General features: G+C 60.8%; 19 protein-coding genes and 1 tRNA gene. 18 read left to right on the forward strand and 2 right to left on the reverse strand.

Translation table 11 applies throughout. From position 1 onward, the window contains the following. The first annotated feature begins 8 nt into the window (after positions 1–8). The 7 genes from ACTQXM_RS06675 (at position 9) to rbr (ending at position 5,567) form a co-directional block, all read left to right on the forward strand. Positions 9–1,319, forward strand: a complete 1,311-nt coding sequence (locus ACTQXM_RS06675) for a histidine kinase (protein ID WP_441044855.1) — start codon at positions 9–11, stop codon at positions 1,317–1,319. Between the two features lie 72 nt (positions 1,320–1,391). Next, positions 1,392–2,108: a LytR/AlgR family response regulator transcription factor gene (locus tag ACTQXM_RS06680; protein ID WP_154518646.1), complete on the forward strand. Its 717-nt coding sequence runs from the start codon at positions 1,392–1,394 to the stop codon at positions 2,106–2,108. 94 nt (positions 2,109–2,202) lie between these two features. Then, entirely contained in the window at positions 2,203–2,670 is a 468-nt protein-coding gene (locus tag ACTQXM_RS06685) for a YfcE family phosphodiesterase (RefSeq protein WP_441537355.1), read from the forward strand. Positions 2,671–3,082: 412 nt separating this feature from the next. After that, a tRNA-Asp gene (locus ACTQXM_RS06690) sits at positions 3,083–3,160 on the forward strand. 341 nt (positions 3,161–3,501) lie between these two features. Further along, positions 3,502–3,987, forward strand: coding sequence for an RrF2 family transcriptional regulator (locus ACTQXM_RS06695; RefSeq protein ID WP_441537356.1), 486 nt, complete (start codon positions 3,502–3,504; stop codon positions 3,985–3,987). Between the two features lie 21 nt (positions 3,988–4,008). Then, positions 4,009–4,914 carry an adenine glycosylase gene (locus tag ACTQXM_RS06700; RefSeq protein ID WP_441537357.1) on the forward strand — a complete coding sequence of 302 codons (906 nt, stop codon included), beginning with the start codon at positions 4,009–4,011 and terminating at the stop codon, positions 4,912–4,914. 113 nt (positions 4,915–5,027) lie between these two features. Further along, positions 5,028–5,567, forward strand: coding sequence for a rubrerythrin (rbr, locus tag ACTQXM_RS06705; RefSeq protein ID WP_154518486.1), 540 nt, complete (start codon positions 5,028–5,030; stop codon positions 5,565–5,567). Positions 5,568–5,786: 219 nt separating this feature from the next. Here rbr and ACTQXM_RS06710 read toward each other — a convergent pair whose 3' ends face one another. Continuing rightward, a complete protein-coding gene (locus ACTQXM_RS06710) occupies positions 5,787–5,972 on the reverse strand; it encodes a hypothetical protein (RefSeq protein ID WP_441537358.1) in 186 nt (61 codons plus the stop codon). A gap of 26 nt (positions 5,973–5,998) precedes the next feature. Here ACTQXM_RS06710 and ACTQXM_RS06715 point away from each other — a divergent pair, with 26 nt between their 5' ends. The 10 genes from ACTQXM_RS06715 to ACTQXM_RS06760 all read left to right on the forward strand — a co-directional run bounded on the left by ACTQXM_RS06715 (position 5,999) and on the right by ACTQXM_RS06760 (position 18,093). Beyond that, complete coding sequence (locus ACTQXM_RS06715) at positions 5,999–6,421, forward strand: hypothetical protein (RefSeq protein WP_154518493.1); 423 nt, start codon at positions 5,999–6,001, stop codon at positions 6,419–6,421. Positions 6,422–6,544: 123 nt separating this feature from the next. Next, a complete protein-coding gene (locus ACTQXM_RS06720) occupies positions 6,545–7,054 on the forward strand; it encodes a DUF6036 family nucleotidyltransferase (protein WP_441537359.1) in 510 nt (169 codons plus the stop codon). Further along, on the forward strand, positions 7,051–7,614 hold the full coding sequence (locus ACTQXM_RS06725) for a hypothetical protein (RefSeq protein ID WP_427719501.1): 564 nt from the start codon (positions 7,051–7,053) through the stop codon (positions 7,612–7,614). Before ACTQXM_RS06720 ends, ACTQXM_RS06725 begins: the two co-directional genes overlap by 4 nt. 51 nt (positions 7,615–7,665) lie before the next feature. Continuing rightward, positions 7,666–9,021, forward strand: a complete 1,356-nt coding sequence (locus ACTQXM_RS06730; protein WP_441537360.1) for a DNA recombination protein RmuC — start codon at positions 7,666–7,668, stop codon at positions 9,019–9,021. Between the two features lie 127 nt (positions 9,022–9,148). Continuing rightward, positions 9,149–10,951: an ABC transporter ATP-binding protein gene (locus tag ACTQXM_RS06735; protein WP_441537361.1), complete on the forward strand. Its 1,803-nt coding sequence runs from the start codon at positions 9,149–9,151 to the stop codon at positions 10,949–10,951. A 63-nt stretch (positions 10,952–11,014) separates the two neighbouring features. Next, positions 11,015–11,680 (forward strand): endonuclease III, encoded by a 666-nt coding sequence (nth, locus tag ACTQXM_RS06740; RefSeq protein ID WP_427719497.1) that lies wholly within the window; start codon positions 11,015–11,017, stop codon positions 11,678–11,680. A 120-nt stretch (positions 11,681–11,800) separates the two neighbouring features. Then, positions 11,801–15,433, forward strand: coding sequence for a transcription-repair coupling factor (mfd, locus tag ACTQXM_RS06745; RefSeq protein WP_441537362.1), 3,633 nt, complete (start codon positions 11,801–11,803; stop codon positions 15,431–15,433). A gap of 56 nt (positions 15,434–15,489) precedes the next feature. Beyond that, complete coding sequence (locus ACTQXM_RS06750) at positions 15,490–16,353, forward strand: phosphatase PAP2 family protein (protein ID WP_441537363.1); 864 nt, start codon at positions 15,490–15,492, stop codon at positions 16,351–16,353. A 45-nt stretch (positions 16,354–16,398) separates the two neighbouring features. Next, on the forward strand, positions 16,399–17,424 hold the full coding sequence (locus ACTQXM_RS06755; RefSeq protein WP_118271027.1) for a threonine aldolase family protein: 1,026 nt from the start codon (positions 16,399–16,401) through the stop codon (positions 17,422–17,424). Positions 17,425–17,502: 78 nt separating this feature from the next. Next, a complete protein-coding gene (locus tag ACTQXM_RS06760; RefSeq protein WP_441049011.1) occupies positions 17,503–18,093 on the forward strand; it encodes an N-acetyltransferase family protein in 591 nt (196 codons plus the stop codon). A gap of 21 nt (positions 18,094–18,114) precedes the next feature. Here ACTQXM_RS06760 and ACTQXM_RS06765 read toward each other — a convergent pair whose 3' ends face one another. Further along, positions 18,115–18,837, reverse strand: a complete 723-nt coding sequence (locus tag ACTQXM_RS06765) for a GntR family transcriptional regulator (protein WP_441537364.1) — start codon at positions 18,835–18,837, stop codon at positions 18,115–18,117. A 206-nt stretch (positions 18,838–19,043) separates the two neighbouring features. Between ACTQXM_RS06765 and ACTQXM_RS06770 the strand changes: the two genes are divergently transcribed. Then, positions 19,044–20,036: an SIS domain-containing protein gene (locus ACTQXM_RS06770; protein WP_117648180.1), complete on the forward strand. Its 993-nt coding sequence runs from the start codon at positions 19,044–19,046 to the stop codon at positions 20,034–20,036. Positions 20,037–20,291 lie beyond the last annotated feature (255 nt).

The following is a 20,291-nucleotide window of genomic DNA, read 5'->3' on the forward strand; positions in this document are numbered from 1 at the left end:
ATAGTTCAATGTCAATCTTTCGCATCATTGCCGTATCCTGCGCCATTTGTGTGCTGGTGTACTTTGTTTTTGCCCTGGCGACTGGAATCGAGCCAATCGCGACCGTGGTCGCCTGTGCGCTGCTATGCATCTTCCTGTGTATCTTTATCTTTTTGACGCTCAATCCCGATTCGGTTCGCTCGCAGTACACCGAGGAGACGCTCTCGGTGGCCTCGGCCATGCTCGAGGACATTAAAGGCGGTCTGACGCAGGAGTCAGCACGTCTGGTGTGCCAGCGCATTTTGCCCGAGACACGCGCCATGACAGTTGCCGTTACCGACGAGAGCAACGTACTGGCCTGCGCGGGCGAGTTTGAGGAAAAGCTGCTGCCCAATTCTCCCATTCATACGCTCGCCACGCGCTACGTCATCGAACACGGTATCGTCCAGTCGTTCAACCGCGTAGTGGACGTGGTGGGTTCGGATGGCTCACACAACCAGGTCCCCGCTGGCATCATCGCACCCATCAAGGTGGGCGACCGCACCGTCGGCACGCTCAAGTTCTATTACAAGACCCCGCGTGCCGTCGACCGTACCCAGTATGCGCTCGCCTCGGGTTTTGCCGAAATCCTGTCCACGCAGCTCGCCATTCACGAGCTCGAGGTGCAAAAGGAGCTCACGGCCCGTGCCGAGGTGCGTGCCCTGCAGGCGCAGATTAACCCGCACTTCCTGTTCAACACGCTCAACACCATCGCATCGTTTACGCGTACCGACCCGCTGCGCGCCCGCGAGCTGCTGCGCGAGTTCTCCTCGTTCTATCGCGCAACGCTCGACAATTCGGGTTCGCTCATTCCCGTGTCGCGCGAGGTCGCACAGACCAAGCGCTACCTGACGTTTGAGAAGGCGCGCTTTGGCGAGGATCGCGTGCTGGCGACCTTTGACGTGTCCGAGGACGTCGAGGACACGCTGGTTCCGGCATTTGTGATCCAACCGATTGTCGAGAACGCCGTGCGTCACGGCATGGGTGATGCCAGTGCGCTGAAGATTGACGTGACGGTGCGCAGGGATGGTGACGATGCGATTTTGATTTCGGTGGCCGATGACGGTGTGGGCATGGACGAGGGCATCGCTGCCAGACTGTTTGACGAGCGCTCTGCCCGCCCCGACGCCAGCTCCCCGCAGGGTGGCGGCGCCGGCGTTGCCATGCACAATATTTCGGAGCGCATTCATCGCTTTTATGGGCCGCACTCCTATACGCGCGTCGAATCGGCGCCGGGTAAGGGCGCTAAAGTGCTCCTACATCTCGATTTGTCGGAGAGCATCTTCGACATTCAAGAGTAGAATAATTGGTCACGGGCTTAACGCCGGTTGGCGGGTGCCCGACGTAGTTAGTTGACGAAAGGTTTTATCCCCATGCTGCGTGCGATGATTGTGGATGATGAGGCCCCGGCCCGTTCGGAACTTCGCTTCTTGCTCGAGCAGACGGGCAAGATCGGCACGATCACAGAAGCGTCGAGCGTTCGCTCCGCCATCGAGATGCTTATGGAGAGTCGCGTTGATGTCGTGTTCCTCGATATTTCGATGCCTGGCGCTTCGGGTCTGCAACTTGCCGAGGCGCTGCATAAGCTTAAGAATCCGCCGGCGATCGTGTTTGTGACCGCGTACAGCGATCATGCGGTTGAGGCGTTTGATGTGGATGCCGTCGACTATCTGATGAAGCCGGTAGAGGAAGCCCGCCTGGATCGTGCAATCGAGAAGGTCATGCAGCGCACGAAGCCCGTTGCGGACAGCAAGGTGACCATCGAGCGCATCCCGGTGGAGAAGGGCGGCCGCAAGGTGCTCATCCCCGTGGACGACATTCGCTTCATTATGGCCAAGGACGATTACTCCTGTATCTATACCGTCGACGACCGTTTTTTGTCGACGACCTCGCTGGCACAGTTCGAGGCCAAGCTCTGTGATTTTGGCTTCTTCCGCGTTCACCGCCGCTATATCGTTAACCTGGCGTGTGTTACCGACGTCGAGACGGTTCCCTCGGGCGCTATCCAGCTGGGCATTACGGGCGTCGACGAACGCGTACCGGTTTCGCGCCGTCGCGTCGTACCGCTCAAGAAGGCCCTGAGCCTCTAGCACACCGGCCCCGCAGCCCTGTAGACCAAAATCGTCTGCGGAGCCGCGGGGCTTTTTGTATGAATGCACCAAATCGTTTTGCGGAAGGGATCCCATGAACAGTGCAAGCGCCAAGCGTATCGACATCATCTCGGACACCCACGGTTATCTGTCGCCCGCGCTTTTAGATGAGTTGAGCGGCGCGGACCTGATTATCCATGCCGGCGATCTTACGTCGGAGATGGACTACGAACATCTGCGAACCATTGCCCCCGTGCGAGCGGTTCTGGGCAATAACGACTACTACCGTGATTACGGGCCCGACGTGGATCGATTGGCCCTCTTCACCTACGAAGGACTCAAATTCGCCGTAGCCCACTACCGCGAAGACCTCCCGGTGGGATCCGTGGACGTAGCCATCAACGGTCACACTCACGTAACCAAAGAAACTCAAGTAGGCCGCTGCTTGGTCCTCAACCCCGGCAGTGCTAGCTACCCCAGAGGCACCCGAGGCCCCACCATGGCCAGAATGCTCGTCAAGGACGGCAAGGTCTTAAGCGTCAAGTTTATTGACTTAGATTAACCGCAACAAAAACGGGGGATGCACAATGCATCCCCCGTTTCCATTTGAGCCAAAGGCCGAGCTTCAACAAGAACAATCAGACCAACCTCGCCGAGGAGCACGCGGGCTAGCCGCGCAGCGGCGCACGCCCGCAAAACTGGTTGAACATAGTGACGGCAGGGAGGGTCTCCGGGGCCGGCTGGCGCGGGTTAAGTTTGTCGCGAGTTCCGCACGCAAAGGAAAGCACTTAATGTGCTTTCCGTCTTGCGCAGGACTGTAGAGCAGCAAACTTAACCCGCGCCAGCCGGCCCCGGAGACCCTCCCGGAGGGACCCAAAAAATATTTTCAAAAAAGTTGTTGCGCGGCGAACAGACTTCTGTGTATACTAATCCCCGCAGCGCACGCGAGCGGAAACAAACGCGAACGACTGCCTGGGGAGTTAGCTCAGTTTGGTTAGAGCGCCGGCCTGTCACGTCGGAGGTCGCGGGTTCGAGCCCCGTACTTCCCGCCAACGCAATTAAAGCCACGTCTTCGGACGTGGCTTTTTGCGTTTAATAGGACAACCGCTCGGCCGTCCCTTTCATTCTGCTCCTTGTTTCCGAAATGCGGAAATGAATTAAGTATATCGGTTTAAACAGGGGGGGGTTTGTTGCGCAACACTCGTTCAACGAAACAGGGGGTTAGGTTATACTAAATTCCACTGTTGGCTTAATCTGATGCAATTTGCTTTGGATTCGACCTTCAGCGGACATCTAATTCACTATTTGGTTGTCCCGGCGGTTATTTAGCGTCTCGACGTAAGCTCGGCCCCGGAGCCCGTTCGAGCTGTTCGTATTCCTTGAAAGGGGAAACATGGACATATCGAGGAAGACTGATTATGCCCTCCGCATGCTTGCGATGCTTGCCGAGGAGCCGGAGCGGTTGCTTTCTGTTCGCACTGCTGCCGAAGAGGTCAATGTTCCGTATTCGTTTGCCCGTTCGATCCAACACGGTTTGGTTCAGGCCGGTATTGTGGAGAGCCTGCGTGGCGTCCACGGCGGTATGCGTCTTAAGGTCAACCCGAGCGAGGTCACTATCCGTCAGGTCGTCGAGGCCGTTCAGGGCCCTATGGTTATGAATGATTGCACGGCACTCGATGGCGACTGTGCACGCAGGGGCACGTGCTGCTATCATTCCCTGTGGGCTGGGGCCCAGGCGCTGATGCGTGACTACCTCGATTCCGTTTCGCTGGACGATGTCGTCGCTCGCCGCCAGTTCCCCGCCGTCGATCCCAAGTTCGCCGACCGCGACGCCTTTCCCGAGTATGCCGTTTGCGCGTGTGCTTGCCGGGAGGAGTAGCGCCGCATAAGGAGCATAGCTATGATTCAGGACCCCTTTCGTTCGATGATTCGTTCGGAAGGGGTTCTGCGTTATCGCGACCTTCCGTGGCGCCGCACACGCGACCCGTACATCATCTGGCTTTCCGAGGTCATGCTGCAGCAGACGCAGGTTCCACGCGTAGAGACGCGCATGCCGGCATGGCTCGACCGCTTTCCGACCGTGCATTCTCTCGCCCAGGCCGCTCCTTCTGATGTTTTGGACGCTTGGCAGGGCATGGGCTACAACCGCCGTGCTTTGGCGCTCCATAAGGCCGCGCAGCGACTCGTGGAGGACTGGGATGGGGAGTTTCCGCGTGATACATGCGACCTGGTCGCGCTGCCCGGTATTGGGCCCGCAACGGCGCAGGGCATTCGGTCGTTTGCGTTTGATCTTCCGGGAGTGTACCTGGAGACCAATGTGCGCACGGTCTTTCTGCATCACTTTTTTCCTGACGTTCCGTCTGTTCCCGACCGCGAGCTGGTGCCGTTGATTCAGGCGGCCTGCCCGGCGGCGCCCGGTGCGGCGGCGGATGAGGTCGCTCCCTTTGCCGTGCCGCTCGACGATGCCGATACGCCGCGCGCGTGGTATTACGCGCTGCTGGATTACGGCGCGTATCTTAAAAAGACGCTGCCCAATCCGTCTAGGCGCTCGGCGGGCTACAGCCGCCAGTCCAAGTTTGAGGGCTCGCGTCGGCAAAAGCGTGCCCATATCGTGCGCATGCTGCTTGCAGCTCGCGACGGACAGCCGGCGGGCATAACGCTTGTTGAAGCTGTTGCAGACGTTAACAAGATGGAGGCCGCAGCGGGTCGCGAACCGGTTGGTTGCGATTTTATTGCGGGCATTCTTGCCGACCTGGAGCGCGAAGGCTTTTGTCGTGCCGAAGGCGAGCGCTGGCTGAGTGTGTAATGACGCGAATTTGCAGAACAGGATAGTAAGGTTTAGATTCTCGGCATGAGGGTATCCTAAAGGCAATGCCGCTCAAAGTCTATGGGCGGCGCGTATTGAAGGGAAGTACACCTATGGATTTTGAGAATTCTCAAACCAAGAAGAACCTCGAGACCGCTTTTGCCGGTGAGTCCCAGGCGCACACCAAGTATCGTTACTATGCATCCAAGGCCAAAAAGGACGGCTACGTTCAGATTTCGAATATCTTTGCAGAGACGGCGGGCAACGAGTCCGAGCATGCCAAGCTGTGGTTTAAGTACCTGCACGACGGTGCTGTTCCGGATACGCTGGACAACCTGCGCGATGCCGCCGCGGGCGAGAACTACGAGTGGACCACGATGTATGACGAGTTCGCCAAGACCGCCGAAGAGGAGGGTTTTGCCGAGATCGCCGCGAAGTTCCGTGGCGTTGGCGCTGTCGAGAAGGCTCATGAGGAGCGCTATAACAAGCTCGTCGAGCGCATTGAATCGGGCGAGGTGTTTGAGCGCGAGGGCGTAAAGGTGTGGAAGTGCCTGAACTGCGGGCACCTGCATGTTGGTGCCAAGGCGCCCGAGGTGTGCCCGGTTTGCAACCATCCCAAGGCGTACTTTGAGGAGCAGGTGGTGAACTACTAGCGCGTGGCGCTGGCTGCTGCGGAGCGCAGGGCGGGGAAATACCTTTGCCTCTCGCTCACGGCTCCGCAGGGTCGCGCGAGGCAAAGGCATGCGCCGCGGTTCTGACGGCGCGGGCTTGCCAACGAGTATTGGCTAATAGATTAGTTTGTGTGCCGCCCCTTTTGGGGCGGCACGTTTTGTTTGGGGTCCCTGTCTTCACAATTTCCGTCAAGCTTTTGGTTAGGTTTTGGTCGGATGGCGCAAGGGCGAGAGGGCAAAAGATTGCTGGCGAAAAAAGCTCAAAGAAAGTGCTGGTAGGGGAGTTGTTGAACTTTTCGACAGTTTTCTGACAAAAGAATCTTTGCGGCTATTGCCGCGGATTTCGTTGTCGCGGCCGCGATGGTGCGGGATGCTGGGCGCAAGCATCGAATGCTCCTATTGAGGAGGCCAACATGGATCTGTTTCTTGAGACCCCGCAGCAACAAGCCGAGCGCATGCTGCGCCAACAGCAGCGGCTTATGGAGATGCAAATGCAAGGGGCAGCCGTCCAGCCTCCTGCGCAAAACGCCGCGCCCGCGGTATCGTCTGCGGGTGAGGTGGACCCAGGAGCCTATTCCGTACAGCAAGATTCATATGCGCAGGAGCTTGCGTTCGACAAGCGTCGTGCGCGTCGCCGTCGCTGGGCCCAGCGCCTGCGTACGCTGGCGATGATCGTGCTGATCCCGTTGGGACTCGCGGCAATCTTCTTGGCCTCATATGCCCTTACGTGCATTCTCAACGGCGCTTCGCCCAGCGAAGTGCTCCAACATTTGACAGCTCTCGGCCAGCGCCTGGGCGATGTCGTAACAACCATCCGCGCCGGCTGGGAGAGTTAGCGTTTGTCACATTAGGACTTCTAGGGTGCAGGGATTATCGCCACGAGTAGAATTCTTGCATCCTGTGGGTCCTGTCGTGCGACTGAATAGTATTATTGATGATAATTAATAATAGGATTTGCTATGCATAAGCAGGATTTAGAGCAGACTCTTTTGGGTATTGACGAAGAGGCGGAGCTGGAAATAGGTCCAAGAGACGATAGACCGAGCGCCTTCATGCTTAACGATGTGACGAATCGGTCGGTTACACATGACATTGATGTGTTTGAGGCAGACAGGTGCCTCCGCGAGATCATAGCTCGATATTCCGAGGTGAATGGTATGGCGGCGGCATATTGTAATCAGATGCCATTCAATTACGAAGATCGTTTGATTCCCTTGGATATTGGGGCGCGTTTTATCAGGTACTTTACGCCATCCTTGGAAGACCTAGCGGTAATGAAGCTCTATGCCTACCGTCCGAACGACATCGTCGATCTTCATAGCCAGGCATTCGTCGACCGACTTGATTGGGGACTGCTCGAACGGCTTATATTCGACGAGGGCGAGGCGCTGGCGTCGTCGCCTTCGGAGCGGAGTTATCAAGAGATGGTCTGCGCATACAGGCAATACAAAAAGGAGGTGCTCGGTTGAATCTGACCTTTGAGGGATTCTTAAAAGGCTATTGCCGAGAGCTATCCGGACAGCAGTCGCTCAGTTTTAGAAAACTGGTTAAGCAGGCGACGACGGTTGCGCCGCGCGTGGCGGAGCCCCTGTTTTTGCTCGCTTTGGCGCAGGGTAAAGCCGAATACGTTCTGGGCTTATCCGAGGGTTCGTGGATGGAAGAGGGTTACCGGGGCGTTTTGTCCTTGTACGCCCAAACGGGTAGCCTGGCATCTCTATGCGCCGAGGACAAACTCCCTAATCGTTATGCCAACGTTTGGCGTGCGTATAGAGCGGTGAAGGAAAAGCCAGTGGCGGACAGAAGGATCAACGCTCTGATGCGAAAAAGAACGTTGGGAGCGCTAGGGGAATCGGGCGTAACGCGCTACGGTCTCTGCCGCGATTTGAATCTGAATAAGGGAAACGTGTACGCATACTTAGCCGGCGATGACTCAAAGGTGAGCAGGGAGACGGCGCGCCGCATTATGGAATATGCGGAGGAGAGGGGCGCCCAAGAAGGGGCCGGGCGCCCGGTGCGTGTGGCGGGGTAAGATTGATTGCGGTTTTGTTTGATGATCGATTGGGTTTGTTGGGCTGAGTCTATGTCTGCTGTTGATATTGTGCTGGTCGTGATCGCCTTGGTAGCGGTAGGAGTGGCTGTGGCTTGCGCCCTGCAGCTCAAGGGCCTTCGCGCCGAGCTGCGAGAGCGCAGCGATGGCGGTGCGGAGGCGATGGCGGCACTCGAGCAGGCCAACAACGCGCTCGATGCCCTGAACGTCGCGTTGGCCGAAACCCGCCGTACGGCCAATGCCATCGCGCAGCAGCAGACGACAGATGCGGCCGTGGAGCAGCAACGTTACCTGAACATCGCACGCGAGTTTTCGCAAGCTGGTGACCGGATGGATGACCTGCGCCGCGAGACGGCCCAACAACTCGGTGCCAACCGCGAGGGCATCGAGCACCGCCTGGACAAGGTGCGCGAGACGGTCGATGCCCAGCTGGGTGCTATCCGCAAAGACAACAACGTGCAACTCGATCAGATGCGCGCGACGGTGGACGAGAAGCTCTCCCGCACGCTCAACGATCGCCTGTCGGCATCGTTTAAGCAGGTGAGCGACCAGCTCGAGGCCGTGTACAAGGGCCTGGGCGACATGCAGTCCATCGCCACCGGCGTGGGCGACCTTAAGCGCGTGCTGGGCAACGTAAAGGCGCGTGGCATTTTGGGCGAGGTGCAGCTGGGTGCAATCCTGGCGGACATCCTTACACCCGACCAGTATCTGGAAAACGTCGCCACCAAGCCCGGTGCCTCGGAGCGCGTTGAGTTTGCCGTCAAGCTGCCGGTAGACGAGGGCGATCCCGTGCTGCTGCCGATCGACTCCAAATTCCCGGGCGATGCGTACGAGCATCTGCTCGACGCCCAGGAGTCGGGTGACGCTGAGGCCGTCGCCGCTGCGCGTAAGACGCTCGATGCCATGGTCAAGCGCGAGGCCAAGGACATCTGCGAAAAGTACCTGAGTGTGCCGGCAACGACCAACTTTGGCATTATGTTCGTGCCGTTTGAGGGGCTGTACGCCGAGGTTGTCAGTCGTCCGGGACTTATCGAGACCCTGGGCCGCGACTATCACGTCAACGTTGCCGGTCCCAGCACCATGGCGGCTATCCTTAACAGTCTACAGATGAGCTACCAGACGTTTAGGCTGCAAAAACGCACCGATGACGTGCTGCGCGTGCTTTCTGCCGTCAAGGCCGAGCTGCCGCGCTATCAGGCGGCGCTGCGCCGCGCTCAGCAGCAAATCGAGACCGCGGGAAAGACGGTCGAGGGCATCATCACCACGCGCACCAACGTCATGGAGCGCAAGCTCAAGGACATCGACGCGCTGGAAGACGCCGACCAAGCTGATGAGATCTTGGGACTCACGCCCGCGGGCCTTCCCACAGACCAAGAAGACGAGGAATAATTACAACAAGACGGTGGGGCGCCGGCGCAAACGCGGGCACCCCGCTGCTTTTCGCATCGTGCTTGCCTGAAGTGCGCTTTAGTATGCAACAATGACGTTTAGCCCCGCCAGATGTGAAAGGAAGCCCATGTCACAGAGAAGCACCAGTCCGCTCAAACGCTCAACCGTGCGCCGCACGCTACAGCGTTTTTGGGGCGTCACGCGCACGCAGCCGCTGATCGTCTTTCTCTCGGTGTTCTCGTCGGCGGGCTACATCTTTTTGCTCACGTTTGCCAACACCTACGTGATGGCGCTTATCGTCGACCGCGTCCAGGCCGGCCCCGTGGCGGGCGACCGGGTGTTTGAGGTCTTTGGCCCCTACATCCTGGCGCTCGTGCTCGTTAACCTGGTAGGCCAGATCCTCTCCAAGCTGCAGGACTACACCGTCTACAAGCTCGAGATTGCGGGTAACTATCACTTGGCGCGCCTGTGCTTCGACACGCTCTCCAATCAATCCATGACATTCCACACCAGCCGTTTTGGCGGATCGCTTGTGAGCCAGACGAGCCGTTTTATGAGCGGCTACACGGGGCTGGTGGACGTGACGGTGTATTCGCTCATTCCCACTATCACCTCGGTTGTCTGCACGGTGGCGGCGCTCGCTCCGGTGGTGCCGACGTTTACCGTGATCCTGGTGGGCATTATGGTCGTCTACATTGCGTTTGTCTGGCTCATGTATAAGCGCATCATGCCGCTTTCGGCCGCGACGTCTGCCGCGCAGAACAAGCTGTCGGGCGTGCTTTCCGACGCGGTCACGAACATCCTGGCCGTCAAGACCTGCGGACGCGAAGACTTTGAGCGCGACCTGTTCGATAGCGCCGACCGCGCCGCGCGCGACGCCGAGACGGTTTCGATGCACGCCATGATGCAGCGCAACTTTACGACCTCGGGCCTTATCGTCATCACCATGGCCGTGGTGAGCGTGTTCGTCGCGGGCGGTAACGCGTGGTTTGGCATCTCTGCCGGCGCGCTCGTCATGATCTTTACCTATACGTACAACCTCACCATGCGCCTGAACTACGTAAGCTCCATGATGCAGCGCATCAACCGCGCGCTGGGCGATGCGGCCGAGATGACGCGCGTGCTGGACGAGCCGCGTCTGGTGGCAGACGACGAGAACGCTCCCGAGCTCAAGGTGGGCGAGGGCGCGATTGATTTTGAGCACCTGAGCTTTGCATACCGCGACGCCGCGGCGGGCGAGAGCGTGTTCGACGACCTGACGCTCCATGTGGCGGCGGGTCAGCGCGTGGGCCTGGTGGGCAAATCGGGCTCGGGCAAGACGACGCTCACCAAGTTGCTGCTGCGCCTGGACGACGTACAGGGCGGTCGCGTACTCGTGGACGGTCAGGATGTCTCGCGCTGCACGCAGCAGAGCCTGCGCCGCCAGGTTGCCTACGTGCCGCAGGAGGCGCTGCTGTTTCACCGCTCCATTCGCGAGAACATCGCCTACGGCCGCCCCGATGCCACCGACGAACAGATTCGCGAGGCGGCCCGCTTGGCCAATGCCCTGGAGTTTATCGACCGCCTGCCCCGGGGCTTTGACACCATGGTGGGCGAGCGCGGCGTTAAGCTTTCGGGCGGCCAACGCCAGCGCGTGGCCATCGCCCGTGCCATCCTCACCGACGCGCCGATTCTGGTGCTCGACGAGGCGACCTCTGCCCTGGACAGTGAGTCCGAGGCGCTGGTGCAGGAGGCGCTTGAGAACCTGATGCGCGGCCGCACCTCCATTGTGGTGGCACATCGCCTGTCCACCGTGGCGGCGCTCGACCGCATCGTGGTGCTGGCGGACGGCGAGATTGTCGAGGACGGTACACATGCGCAGCTTGTCGAGGCAGGCGGCGAGTACGCAAGCTTGTGGGGCCGCCAGACCGGCGCATTTTTGGAGGCGTAAAGACCCCATACGTGGGACAATCGTGCCCATAGGTAAGTTATGCCGCCAATCCGAGGAGTCGTTATGCCACGCGAGACCAATGCCGCCAAGCGCGAGCGCGCCGTTGAGGTGTGCGAGCGCCTTAACCGTCGCTATGGCCCGGTTGAGTGTTTTTTGGACCACGAGAATCCCTATAGGCTGCTCATAGCGGTGTTGCTCTCGGCGCAGACGACCGACGCGCAGGTCAACAAGGTGACGCCGAAGCTGTTTGCCCAGTGGCCCACGCCCGAGGCCATGGCGGGGGCGAGCGTTGCCGATGTGGCAGATACCATTAAGTCGCTCGGCTTCTATAAGAGCAAAGCCAAGCACGCCGTGGAGGCCGCACAGATGATTGTCGCCGATTACGGCGGCGAGGTGCCGGCCGACATGAAGGAGCTTGTCAAGCTGCCGGGCGTGGGACGCAAAACGGCGAACATCGTGCTCAACGTGGGGTTTGGCATTGTCGAGGGCATCGCGGTCGATACGCACGTCAACCGCATCGCGCACCGTCTGATGCTGAGTCCCAAGACGCACGCCAAAGAGCCGCTCAAGACCGAGCAGGATCTGCTCAAGATCTTGCCGCACGAGTATTGGGAGTCGGTCAACCACCAGTGGATCACCTTTGGCCGCGAGATCTGCGATGCCCGTAAGCCCAAGTGCGACGAGTGCCCGCTGGCGGATTTGTGCCCGAGCATGCGCGTTTTGGGGTAGCTGTTTGGCGTGCGCTGGCGTGTTCACCTCATGCGCTACCATGATAATCAATACTTTTGACGCACGACCCGCCGAGCTTGCCCCGGCGGGCTTTTGGCGTTGCGATGCCGGAGGAACAGCATGCTCATTCACCGTATAGCCGCGCAGCTCTACACTGCCGAGGCCTTGCAGACCGTCGAGGCCGGGCTCGACGCCGGCGAGGATGTGACGCTGGCCGTGTCGCAGTCGGGCCGCACGCTTATGGCGGCTGCTCAGTTTGCGCGCCGCCCGCGCCCTACGGTCTACATTGTGAGCGGCGAGGACGCGGCCGATCGCGCCGCGCGCAGCCTTGCCGCCTACGTGGGCCTGGCGCACGTGTGCCGCTTTCCCGAGCGCAAGGACTATCCGTGGCGCGAGCAGGCGCCCGACGATGCCGTGGTGGCGCAGCGCTGCGAGGCTCTGGGGCGTATCGTGCGCGGGGACAACTGCATCATGGTTGCCTCGGCCCGTGCATTGCTGCGTTGCGTGCCGCCAGTCGAGAGCCGCTACTGGGAGTCCACGACCTTTGCGGTGGGCGAGGAGATTCCTTTTGACGAAGTGCCGCAGCGCCTGGTGGGCATGGGCTACACCAATGCCGGCGCCGCCGACGCACCCGGCCTGTTCCGCGTGCACGGCGACACCGTCGAGGTATTCCCCGCACAAGAGAAAGCGCCCGTGCGCATTGAGTTCTTTGGCGACGAAATTGATCGCATTCGCCGTATGGTGAGCTCCACGGGCCAAACCATCGGCAACGAGGACAGCATCGAGATCTTCCCGTGCCGCGAGCTGGCGCTTACCGACGAAGCCGTTCACAACATGCACGTGGCGCTCTATCGCGCAAGCCAGGGCGACAGCAAGCTGGCGGCACTGCTCGAGATGGTTGATGCGCGCATCGTCACACCCGAGCTCGACCGCTTTTTGCCGGTGATGTACGGCCAGACCGTGAGCCCGTTGGCGCACGTGAGCGGCAAGGCGCTAGTGGTTCTGTCCGAGCCGCGCTCGCTGTTCGACGACTGCCTGCGTGCCTACGAGGATATCGAGGCGCGCGCCGGCGAGGCGGGGATTGACCGCTTGGACGGCCTGTACGTGCGCGCCCAGCAGCTCGACTTTGGTGCTCAGCAGCGCCTGAACTACGTGAGCCTGATCCGCGCCGGCGGTGCGGTTACGGCAGAGCTCAAGATTGAGCAGCCGGCTATCGCAGGCTCGGACAACCGCTTTATGACGCGCGTTCGGGAAGTCGTGGGCAAGCGCTATGCCTGCGTGTTTGCCATTCCCGACCGCGGAGCGCGCGAGTCGATGGAGCTCACCTTTGGCGACGAGGGCATTACCTTTGAGGAGTCGCTGACGGCCGCCCCCGAAAACGCCGGTGTTATTGGCGAGCGCGTACGCGTGGCAGCGGCAGATTCTGCCGACCGTGCTGCCCGCCAGGATGCTCATGCTGCAATTCGCGAGCGCAAGGCCGACGCGCTCAACGCCCGCTCGCTCGAGGCGGGCGCCGCCCAGGCTGCCGCCGGTGCTGCCGTACCCACCATCTCGCGCGGACGCGTGACCTTTGTGGATGCTGCCCTGCCGCAGGGCGTGGTGGTGCCCGATGCCAACCTAGCCGTGTTCTCGATCGCCGATCTCAATGCCCGCATGGACGCCAACCGCGCGCGCAGCCGTCGCAAGGTGGACATTACGCAGATCACGTTTCCGTTTAAGCCGGGCGACTACGTGGTGCACGCTACCCACGGCATCGCGCTCTTTAGCGAGATCGCGCGCCAGGAAGTGGGCGGCAAGGAGCGCGACTACTTTTTGCTGGAATATGCCGACGGCGACAAGCTCTACGTGCCGCTCGAGCAGGTCGACCGCATCACGCGCTATGTTGGTCCCGACGGCGACAAGCCGCGCCTGACTAGACTCAACACCGCCGACTGGACGCGTGCCACCAACAAGGCGCGCAAGAACGCCAAAAAGCTGGCGTTTGACCTGGTCGATCTGTATACGCGCCGCTCGTCGATTACCGGTATCGCCTGCCCGCCCGACACGCCCGAGCAGATCGAGATGGAGGAGAGCTTTCCTTACGACGAGACGCGCGACCAGCTGGAGGCTATCGCCGATATTAAGGCCGACATGGAGGCGCCCAAGCCCATGGACCGCCTGCTGTGCGGCGACGTGGGCTTTGGCAAGACCGAGGTTGCCCTGCGCGCGGCGTTTAAGTGCGTGGACTCCGGCCGTCAGGTCATGGTGCTCTGCCCCACGACCATTCTGGCCCAACAGCACTACGAGACCTTCTTTGAGCGCTTTGCCCCGTTTGGCCTCGAGGTCGGGGTGCTCAGCCGCTTTCGCACGCCGGCGCAGCAGAAGCGCGCGCTCAAGGCGTTTGCCGAGGGCACGATCGACGTGCTCATCGGCACGCACCGCCTGCTTTCGGCCGATGTGAACCCCAAGAACCTGGGTTTGGTGATCATCGACGAGGAGCAGCGCTTTGGCGTGCAGCACAAGGAGCAGCTCAAAAACCTGCGCGAGCAGATTGACGTGCTCACGCTTTCGGCCACGCCTATTCCGCGAACCATGCAGATGGCCACGAGCGGCGTGCGCGACATGAGCCTGATCACCACGCCACCGACCGGGCGCCGCCCCGTGATCGTGCACGTGGGGGAGTACGACCCCGACGTGGTGAGCGCGGCGATTCGCCTGGAGGTGGGCCGCGGCGGCCAGGTGTACTACGTGTCCAACCGCGTCAAGACCATCGACGACGCCGTGGCACGCGTGCACGAGGCCGCGCCCGAGGCGCGCGTGGGCGTGGCGCACGGCAAGATGAGCCCGCGCGAGGTCGAGGACGTCATGATCGAGTTCGCGACCAAAAAGATCGACGTGCTCATCGCCACGACCATCGTGGAGAGCGGCATCGACAACGCGACCGCCAACACGCTCATCATCGAGGATTCGCAGCGCTTGGGCCTGGCGCAGCTCTACCAGCTCAAGGGCCGCGTGGGCCGTTCTGCCACGCAAGCCTACGCGTACTTTATGTTCCCGGGCGAGCTGCCGCTCACCGAGGAGGCTACGGCACGCCTGACCGCACTCTCCGAGTTCCAGGACCTGGGCAGTGGCATGCGTATCGCCATGCGCGACCTGGAGATTCGCGGCGCCGGCTCGCTCATGGGCGCCGAGCAGCACGGCAATCTGTCGAGCGTGGGCTTTGACCTGTTTACGCAGATGCTGGGTCAGGCCGTGGCCGAGGCGCGCGGCGACGACGATGCCGGTGTGGAGGCGGCGAGCGTGGGCATCAACCTGCCGGCCGACTACTTCTTGTCCGAGGAGTACCTGCCGGCGGTGGATCAGCGCGTGCTCGTATACCGTAAACTTGCGGCGGCCGGGGACCTGGAGAGCATCGACGAGGTGCAGGAAGAGACCGAGGCCGCGCATGGCGAGCTGCCGTTGGCGGGACTCAACCTGTTCAATCGCGCGCGAATCCGCATTCGCGGCGAGCGCCTGGGGCTCGAGAGCGTTACGCTCAGCGGCGGTCGCATCACGTTTTTGGGCGTCGACGTTCCCAAGAAGGTGGCCTATGAGCTTAAGACCCGCTATGGTGCGGTAAACTTCCCCAAGAGCCGCAAACTGTCGGTGCCCTACAAGGCGGGCGCCGGCGCGGGCAGCGGCCTGGGTCGCGGTCTCGACGCCAACGACGGCACCGGCCCCGTGGCCGCGGCACTCATGCTGCTGCAGCAGCTGGGCACGTCCGACGATGACTAACGGGTCGACGTCGTAAACGCCCCATTTGGGCAATCTGGTTCCATCGAAAGGAAAGCATGTTCGGGTACATCTATAAGAAAGATGCCGCTGCTATCGCGGCTATCCTTGCCCTCTGCCTGGGCGTGGGCAGTTTCTTCGATTATCAGATCTCGAACTCGCTGTTCAACATCGGCAGTATGTACGGCCGCTTTATCGAGGCGACCGGCGAGCTGCCGTTTGAGCTGACGGCGAGCGTCGCGGGCGTTATGCTCGTGCGCGCGGTGCGTCCCGACTCCAGGGGGAGCAAATGGCTCGCCGTGCTCGGCATCCTCGTCAATGTTGGCCTGACCGGCTACGAGATCGTTTCGTCCCTGAGGGTTGGCGGCAAACTCATCGTGGCTCAGTTGGTGCTGACGTTTGTGCTGGCCATCGTCGCCAACCTTATCGTCTATCGCCTCACGCGCACGACCGAGCCTGATGAGCTCACACGCTGGGCGCTCATGGTGCTTGCCGTGTGGGTCGCTCAGGCCATCATCCTCAACGTGATCGTCAAGCCGCTGTGGTCGCGCCCGCGCATGCGCGTGGTCGAGGTGACGCCGGGGCTCGAGTTTCAGCCGTGGTGGGTGATCGGCAACCCCGACAAGCGGGCCTATATTGCCGCCGGTGTAGCCAAGGACGGCTTTAAGTCGTTTGCGAGCGGACACGCGGCGCACGCGGCGATTGGCCTTATGCTCGCCGGGCTTCCCGCAGCGGCCTTTAAGGAAAAGCCGTCGCGCCGTCGTGTGGTCTTTTGGACGGCGGCTGTGGTTGTGGCGTTCGTCGCGTTTGGCCGCATCGTGATCGGAGCGCACTTTTTGAGTGATGTGAGCTGCGGTTTTGCTCTGGTGCTGGCACTTGAGTGCCTTGCCGCGCGCATTGCCTATCCCAGCGGCGTACAATAGCTCCGTTTGAATCATCTGGCCGATACCCGGTAAGAGAGGATTGCCATGCTCGCGTTTAACAACGATTATTCCCACGGCGCACACCCGGCGGTGCTGCAGGCGCTCGTCGACACCAATATGGAGCCGCAGCCCGGATACGGTACCGATGCACATACCGAGCGTGCCAAGCAGCTTATCCGCGAGGCCTGTCAGGCCCCCGATGCCGACGTGTTTTTTCTGGTGGGCGGCACGCAGGCCAACGCGACGGTGATCGACATGCTGCTTGCGCCGTACGAGGGCGTCGTTGCTGCCGAGACTGGCCACGTCGCCTGCCACGAGGCGGGCGCCATCGAGTTTGGCGGCCACAAGGTGCTCACCATCCCCGGCTACGAGGGCAAGATGCACGCCGAGGACCTTGAGAACTATATCCAGGTGTTCTACGAAAACGAGAGCTACGAGCATACGGTGTTCCCGGGTGCCGTGTACGTGAGTCTATCGACCGAGTACGGCACGCTGTACTCCAAGGCCGAGCTCGCGGCGATTCACGCAGTGTGCCAGAAGCGCGAGATTCCGCTGTTTGTGGACGGTGCTCGCCTGGCCTATGCGCTGGCGGCCGATGAGTGCGACATTACCCTGCCCGAGCTGGCGCAGCTGTGCGACGTGTTCTACATCGGCGGTACCAAGTGCGGCGCGCTCTGCGGAGAGGCTGTGGTGTTCTGCGGTATGCACGCCCCGGCGCATCCCATTCCGCGTATTAAGCAGCATGGCGCGCTGCTTGCCAAAGGCCGCCTGACGGGCGTGCAGTTCGAGGCTCTTTTTACCGATGGCCTGTATTTTGAGATTGGGCGCCAGGCGATCGAGACCGCTCAGGCGCTTCGTCGCGTGCTGCACGAGCGCGGCTACCAGTTCTTTTTGGAGACGCCGACCAACCAGCAGTTTGTGATTCTGCCCAACGAGGACATGGCCCGCATTCGCGAGCATGCCTCGATTGAGTACTGGGAAAAGTACGACGAGACCCACACGGTGGTGCGCTTTTGTACCAGCTGGGCCACGACGCAGGAGGACATCGACGCGTTGGCGGCTGTCCTGTAGCCTGATGTAGTGACAAGGGGCTGCCCTGCGCCTGAGCTTGGCGCAGGGCAGCCTTTGTTTTTGAGGGGGAAGGGTTGTATGACCGAAATGTCCGAGCCGACGATTCGCCTGGCGACGCCCGACGATGCGCCGGCGTTGCTTGCCATCTATGAGCCGTATGTGCGCCATACGGCGATTACCTGCGAATACGAGGTGCCGAGCGTTGAGGAGTTCGCCGGGCGTATCGAGCGTACGCTCAAGCGCTACCCGTATTTGGTGATGGAGCTGGACGGGCGTCCGGTAGGCTATGCCTATGTGAGTCCGCTCAACAGCCGCGAGGCATACGACTGGTCGGTCGAGACGTCGATCTACCTGGCGCGCGATGTGCGCCACGGCGGGCTGGGCCGCAAGCTGCACGATGCGCTCAAGCAATGCCTGATTGCGATGGGCATCACCAACATGTGCGCCCTCATCGCCGTGCCGCACGACAAGGACGACGAGTACCTGACGCACAACAGTCAGGATTTCCATGCCCATATGGGCTACCGCCTGGTGGGTGCCTTCGACCGCTGCGCCCAAAAGTTCGGTCGCTGGTACGACATGTGTTGGATGGAGTTGGTCCTAGCCGAGCGCACGCCCAACCAACCCAAACCAACCTGGTTCCCCGACCTCCCCAAACCTACCATTTAGGGACAGGTTTATTTTGGCAGGTTAGCCGATGGGTTCGGTGTATTTGGCGCGGTCGGTGCGTTGGATGCGCTTGGAGACATGGAGCGGTCGGCCGTCGGTGTCGTAGACGTAGTCGGTGATCAGGATCAGCGCCTGCCCGCGCTCAACGTTGAGCAAAAACGCCTCGTTTTGCGAGGCATAGCACACCTCAAAGGTCTTATGCCCCTGTGCCGGTGCGCGATGGAACTCCTGTCGCAGCGTGGCGTAGAGCGAACCGTTGATATCGCGATCGATGAGCGTCTCGAAGCTTGGCGGCAGGTAGGTGGTCTCCAGGCACAGCGGCGCGTCGTCCAGGTAGCGCAGGCGGACAAGTTTGACGAGCTTGCTGCCCACGGCGGCGTCAAAGAACTTAGCTATGCTGCCGGCCGCCTTGGCAAAGCCCGAGTCCACGGTGCGCGTGGTGGGCCTCATGCCCTGGCCTTCGACCTGCTTGGTATAGCTCGAAAACACCAGGTTGTTCTCGTGGAGCGCGGGCGTGTCGGCCACAAAGGCGCCACGCCCGCGCTCGGTGCGCACCAGGCCCTCATCAACGAGCACCTTAAGGGCGTGGCGTACGGTGCTGCGTGACAGCCCCGATTCGTCCATGAGTTCCATCTCGGACGGCAGCTTGTCTCCGCGCGCATACGTGCCGGCAGCGATGCGATCGCGCAGCGTGCCCGCCAAGCGCTCGTATTGGGTCAGTTTCTTTTTAGATGTGACGCCCATATTGCCAACCTATATCTAACCTGTATGCTTACCTAAGCAAGCATGTATTTAATAAAACAATAAAACTGCTGGTAGCGAGCTACCGAAAACCGCAGCAGTAAAATTTCTAAGACAAATATAGCATACAACTAGTCGACATAACCAAAACATGTATGTAACTTGTATGCCTGTGATGAGCATCAAACGAGAAGAAAGGCTGATGCACGATGACTACTCAGGAACAGGTTAAAGATGTCGTCTCCCAGGTTTTGGCCGACAAGGCAGACAAGGGCGGCATCAAGCGCGTCGTGTGGATTGGCGCCGGCGGATCCAACGGCGGTAACTATCCTGCCCAGTACTTTATGGAGCACGAGGCCACGCAGGTCGTGAGCTCCAGCTACACCAGCAACGAGTTCGTGCACGCCACGCCCGCCTATGTCAACGAGAACACCTTGGCCGTCGTCGTGTCCATGCGCGGCACCAAGGAGACTATCGTCGCCGCCCAGGTCGCCAAGGACCACGGTGCCAGCACCATCGCCATCTATGTCGATGAGTCCGCCCTCACCGAGGTCTGCGACTACAAGATCCAGTACGACAGCCTGGCCGTCGACGAGTCCTGCATGGGCCGCACCAACTCCGCCGTCGTGACCATGATCGCCATGGAGCTCACGCAGCAGACCGAGGGCTATGCCGAGTACGAGACCGCCATGGCCGCCTTCGACTTGGTCGACCCCATCTATCGCAAGGCCGTCGAGTACACCCGTCCGCTTGCTGCCAAGTGGGCCGAGCAGAACGCCGACAAGCCCTGCATCAACGTGATGGCTCAGGGTCCGCTCTTTGGTGCCGCCTACGTCTTTAGCATCTGCAACGTGCAGGAGATGCTGCAAATCGACTCCTGCACCATCAACACCTGCGATTTCTTCCATGGCCCCTTCGAGATCCTGGACAAGCGTACCTCGCTGTTCCAGCTCATCAGCGTCGGCCGCAGCCGCTGCAACGACGAGCGCGGCATCCGCTTCGTCAACCAGTACGGTGGCGAGCGCGTCTATCAGCTCGACGCCAAGGAGCTCGGCCTCAACGATATCAAGGACAGCGTGAGCGAGTACTTCAACCACCTGATCTTCGCGCCGATCCTCAACAACGTCTACATGCGCGCGCTCTCTGCCGTCACCCACAAGGACTATATGACGCGCCGCTATATGTGGAAGCTCGACTACTAGGAGTTACGCGGTTTTGCCAAACCGCGTAACGGCTCGACGCTGCAAACCCGCCAGAGCGGCAATCTGCCTTTCAGCTTCAGCGGCATGACCAGAAGGTCAATGCCGTTTCGCTTCAAGGCACCTTGCCCGCTCTGGCGGGTTTTCGCTCGGCCGCGGTGGCCGCGTTGGCCTTCGCCGCGGGCATGCCGCGGGCGAGCATCTCCTCGCGCCGCCGCAGGAGCCGCTCGGACCCCTTCCTCCCGTGCATCCTTATCT

This window comes from Collinsella sp. LCP19S3_D3, assembly GCF_052121455.1.
In the GTDB taxonomy this organism is placed as follows: Bacteria; Actinomycetota; Coriobacteriia; order Coriobacteriales; family Coriobacteriaceae; genus Collinsella.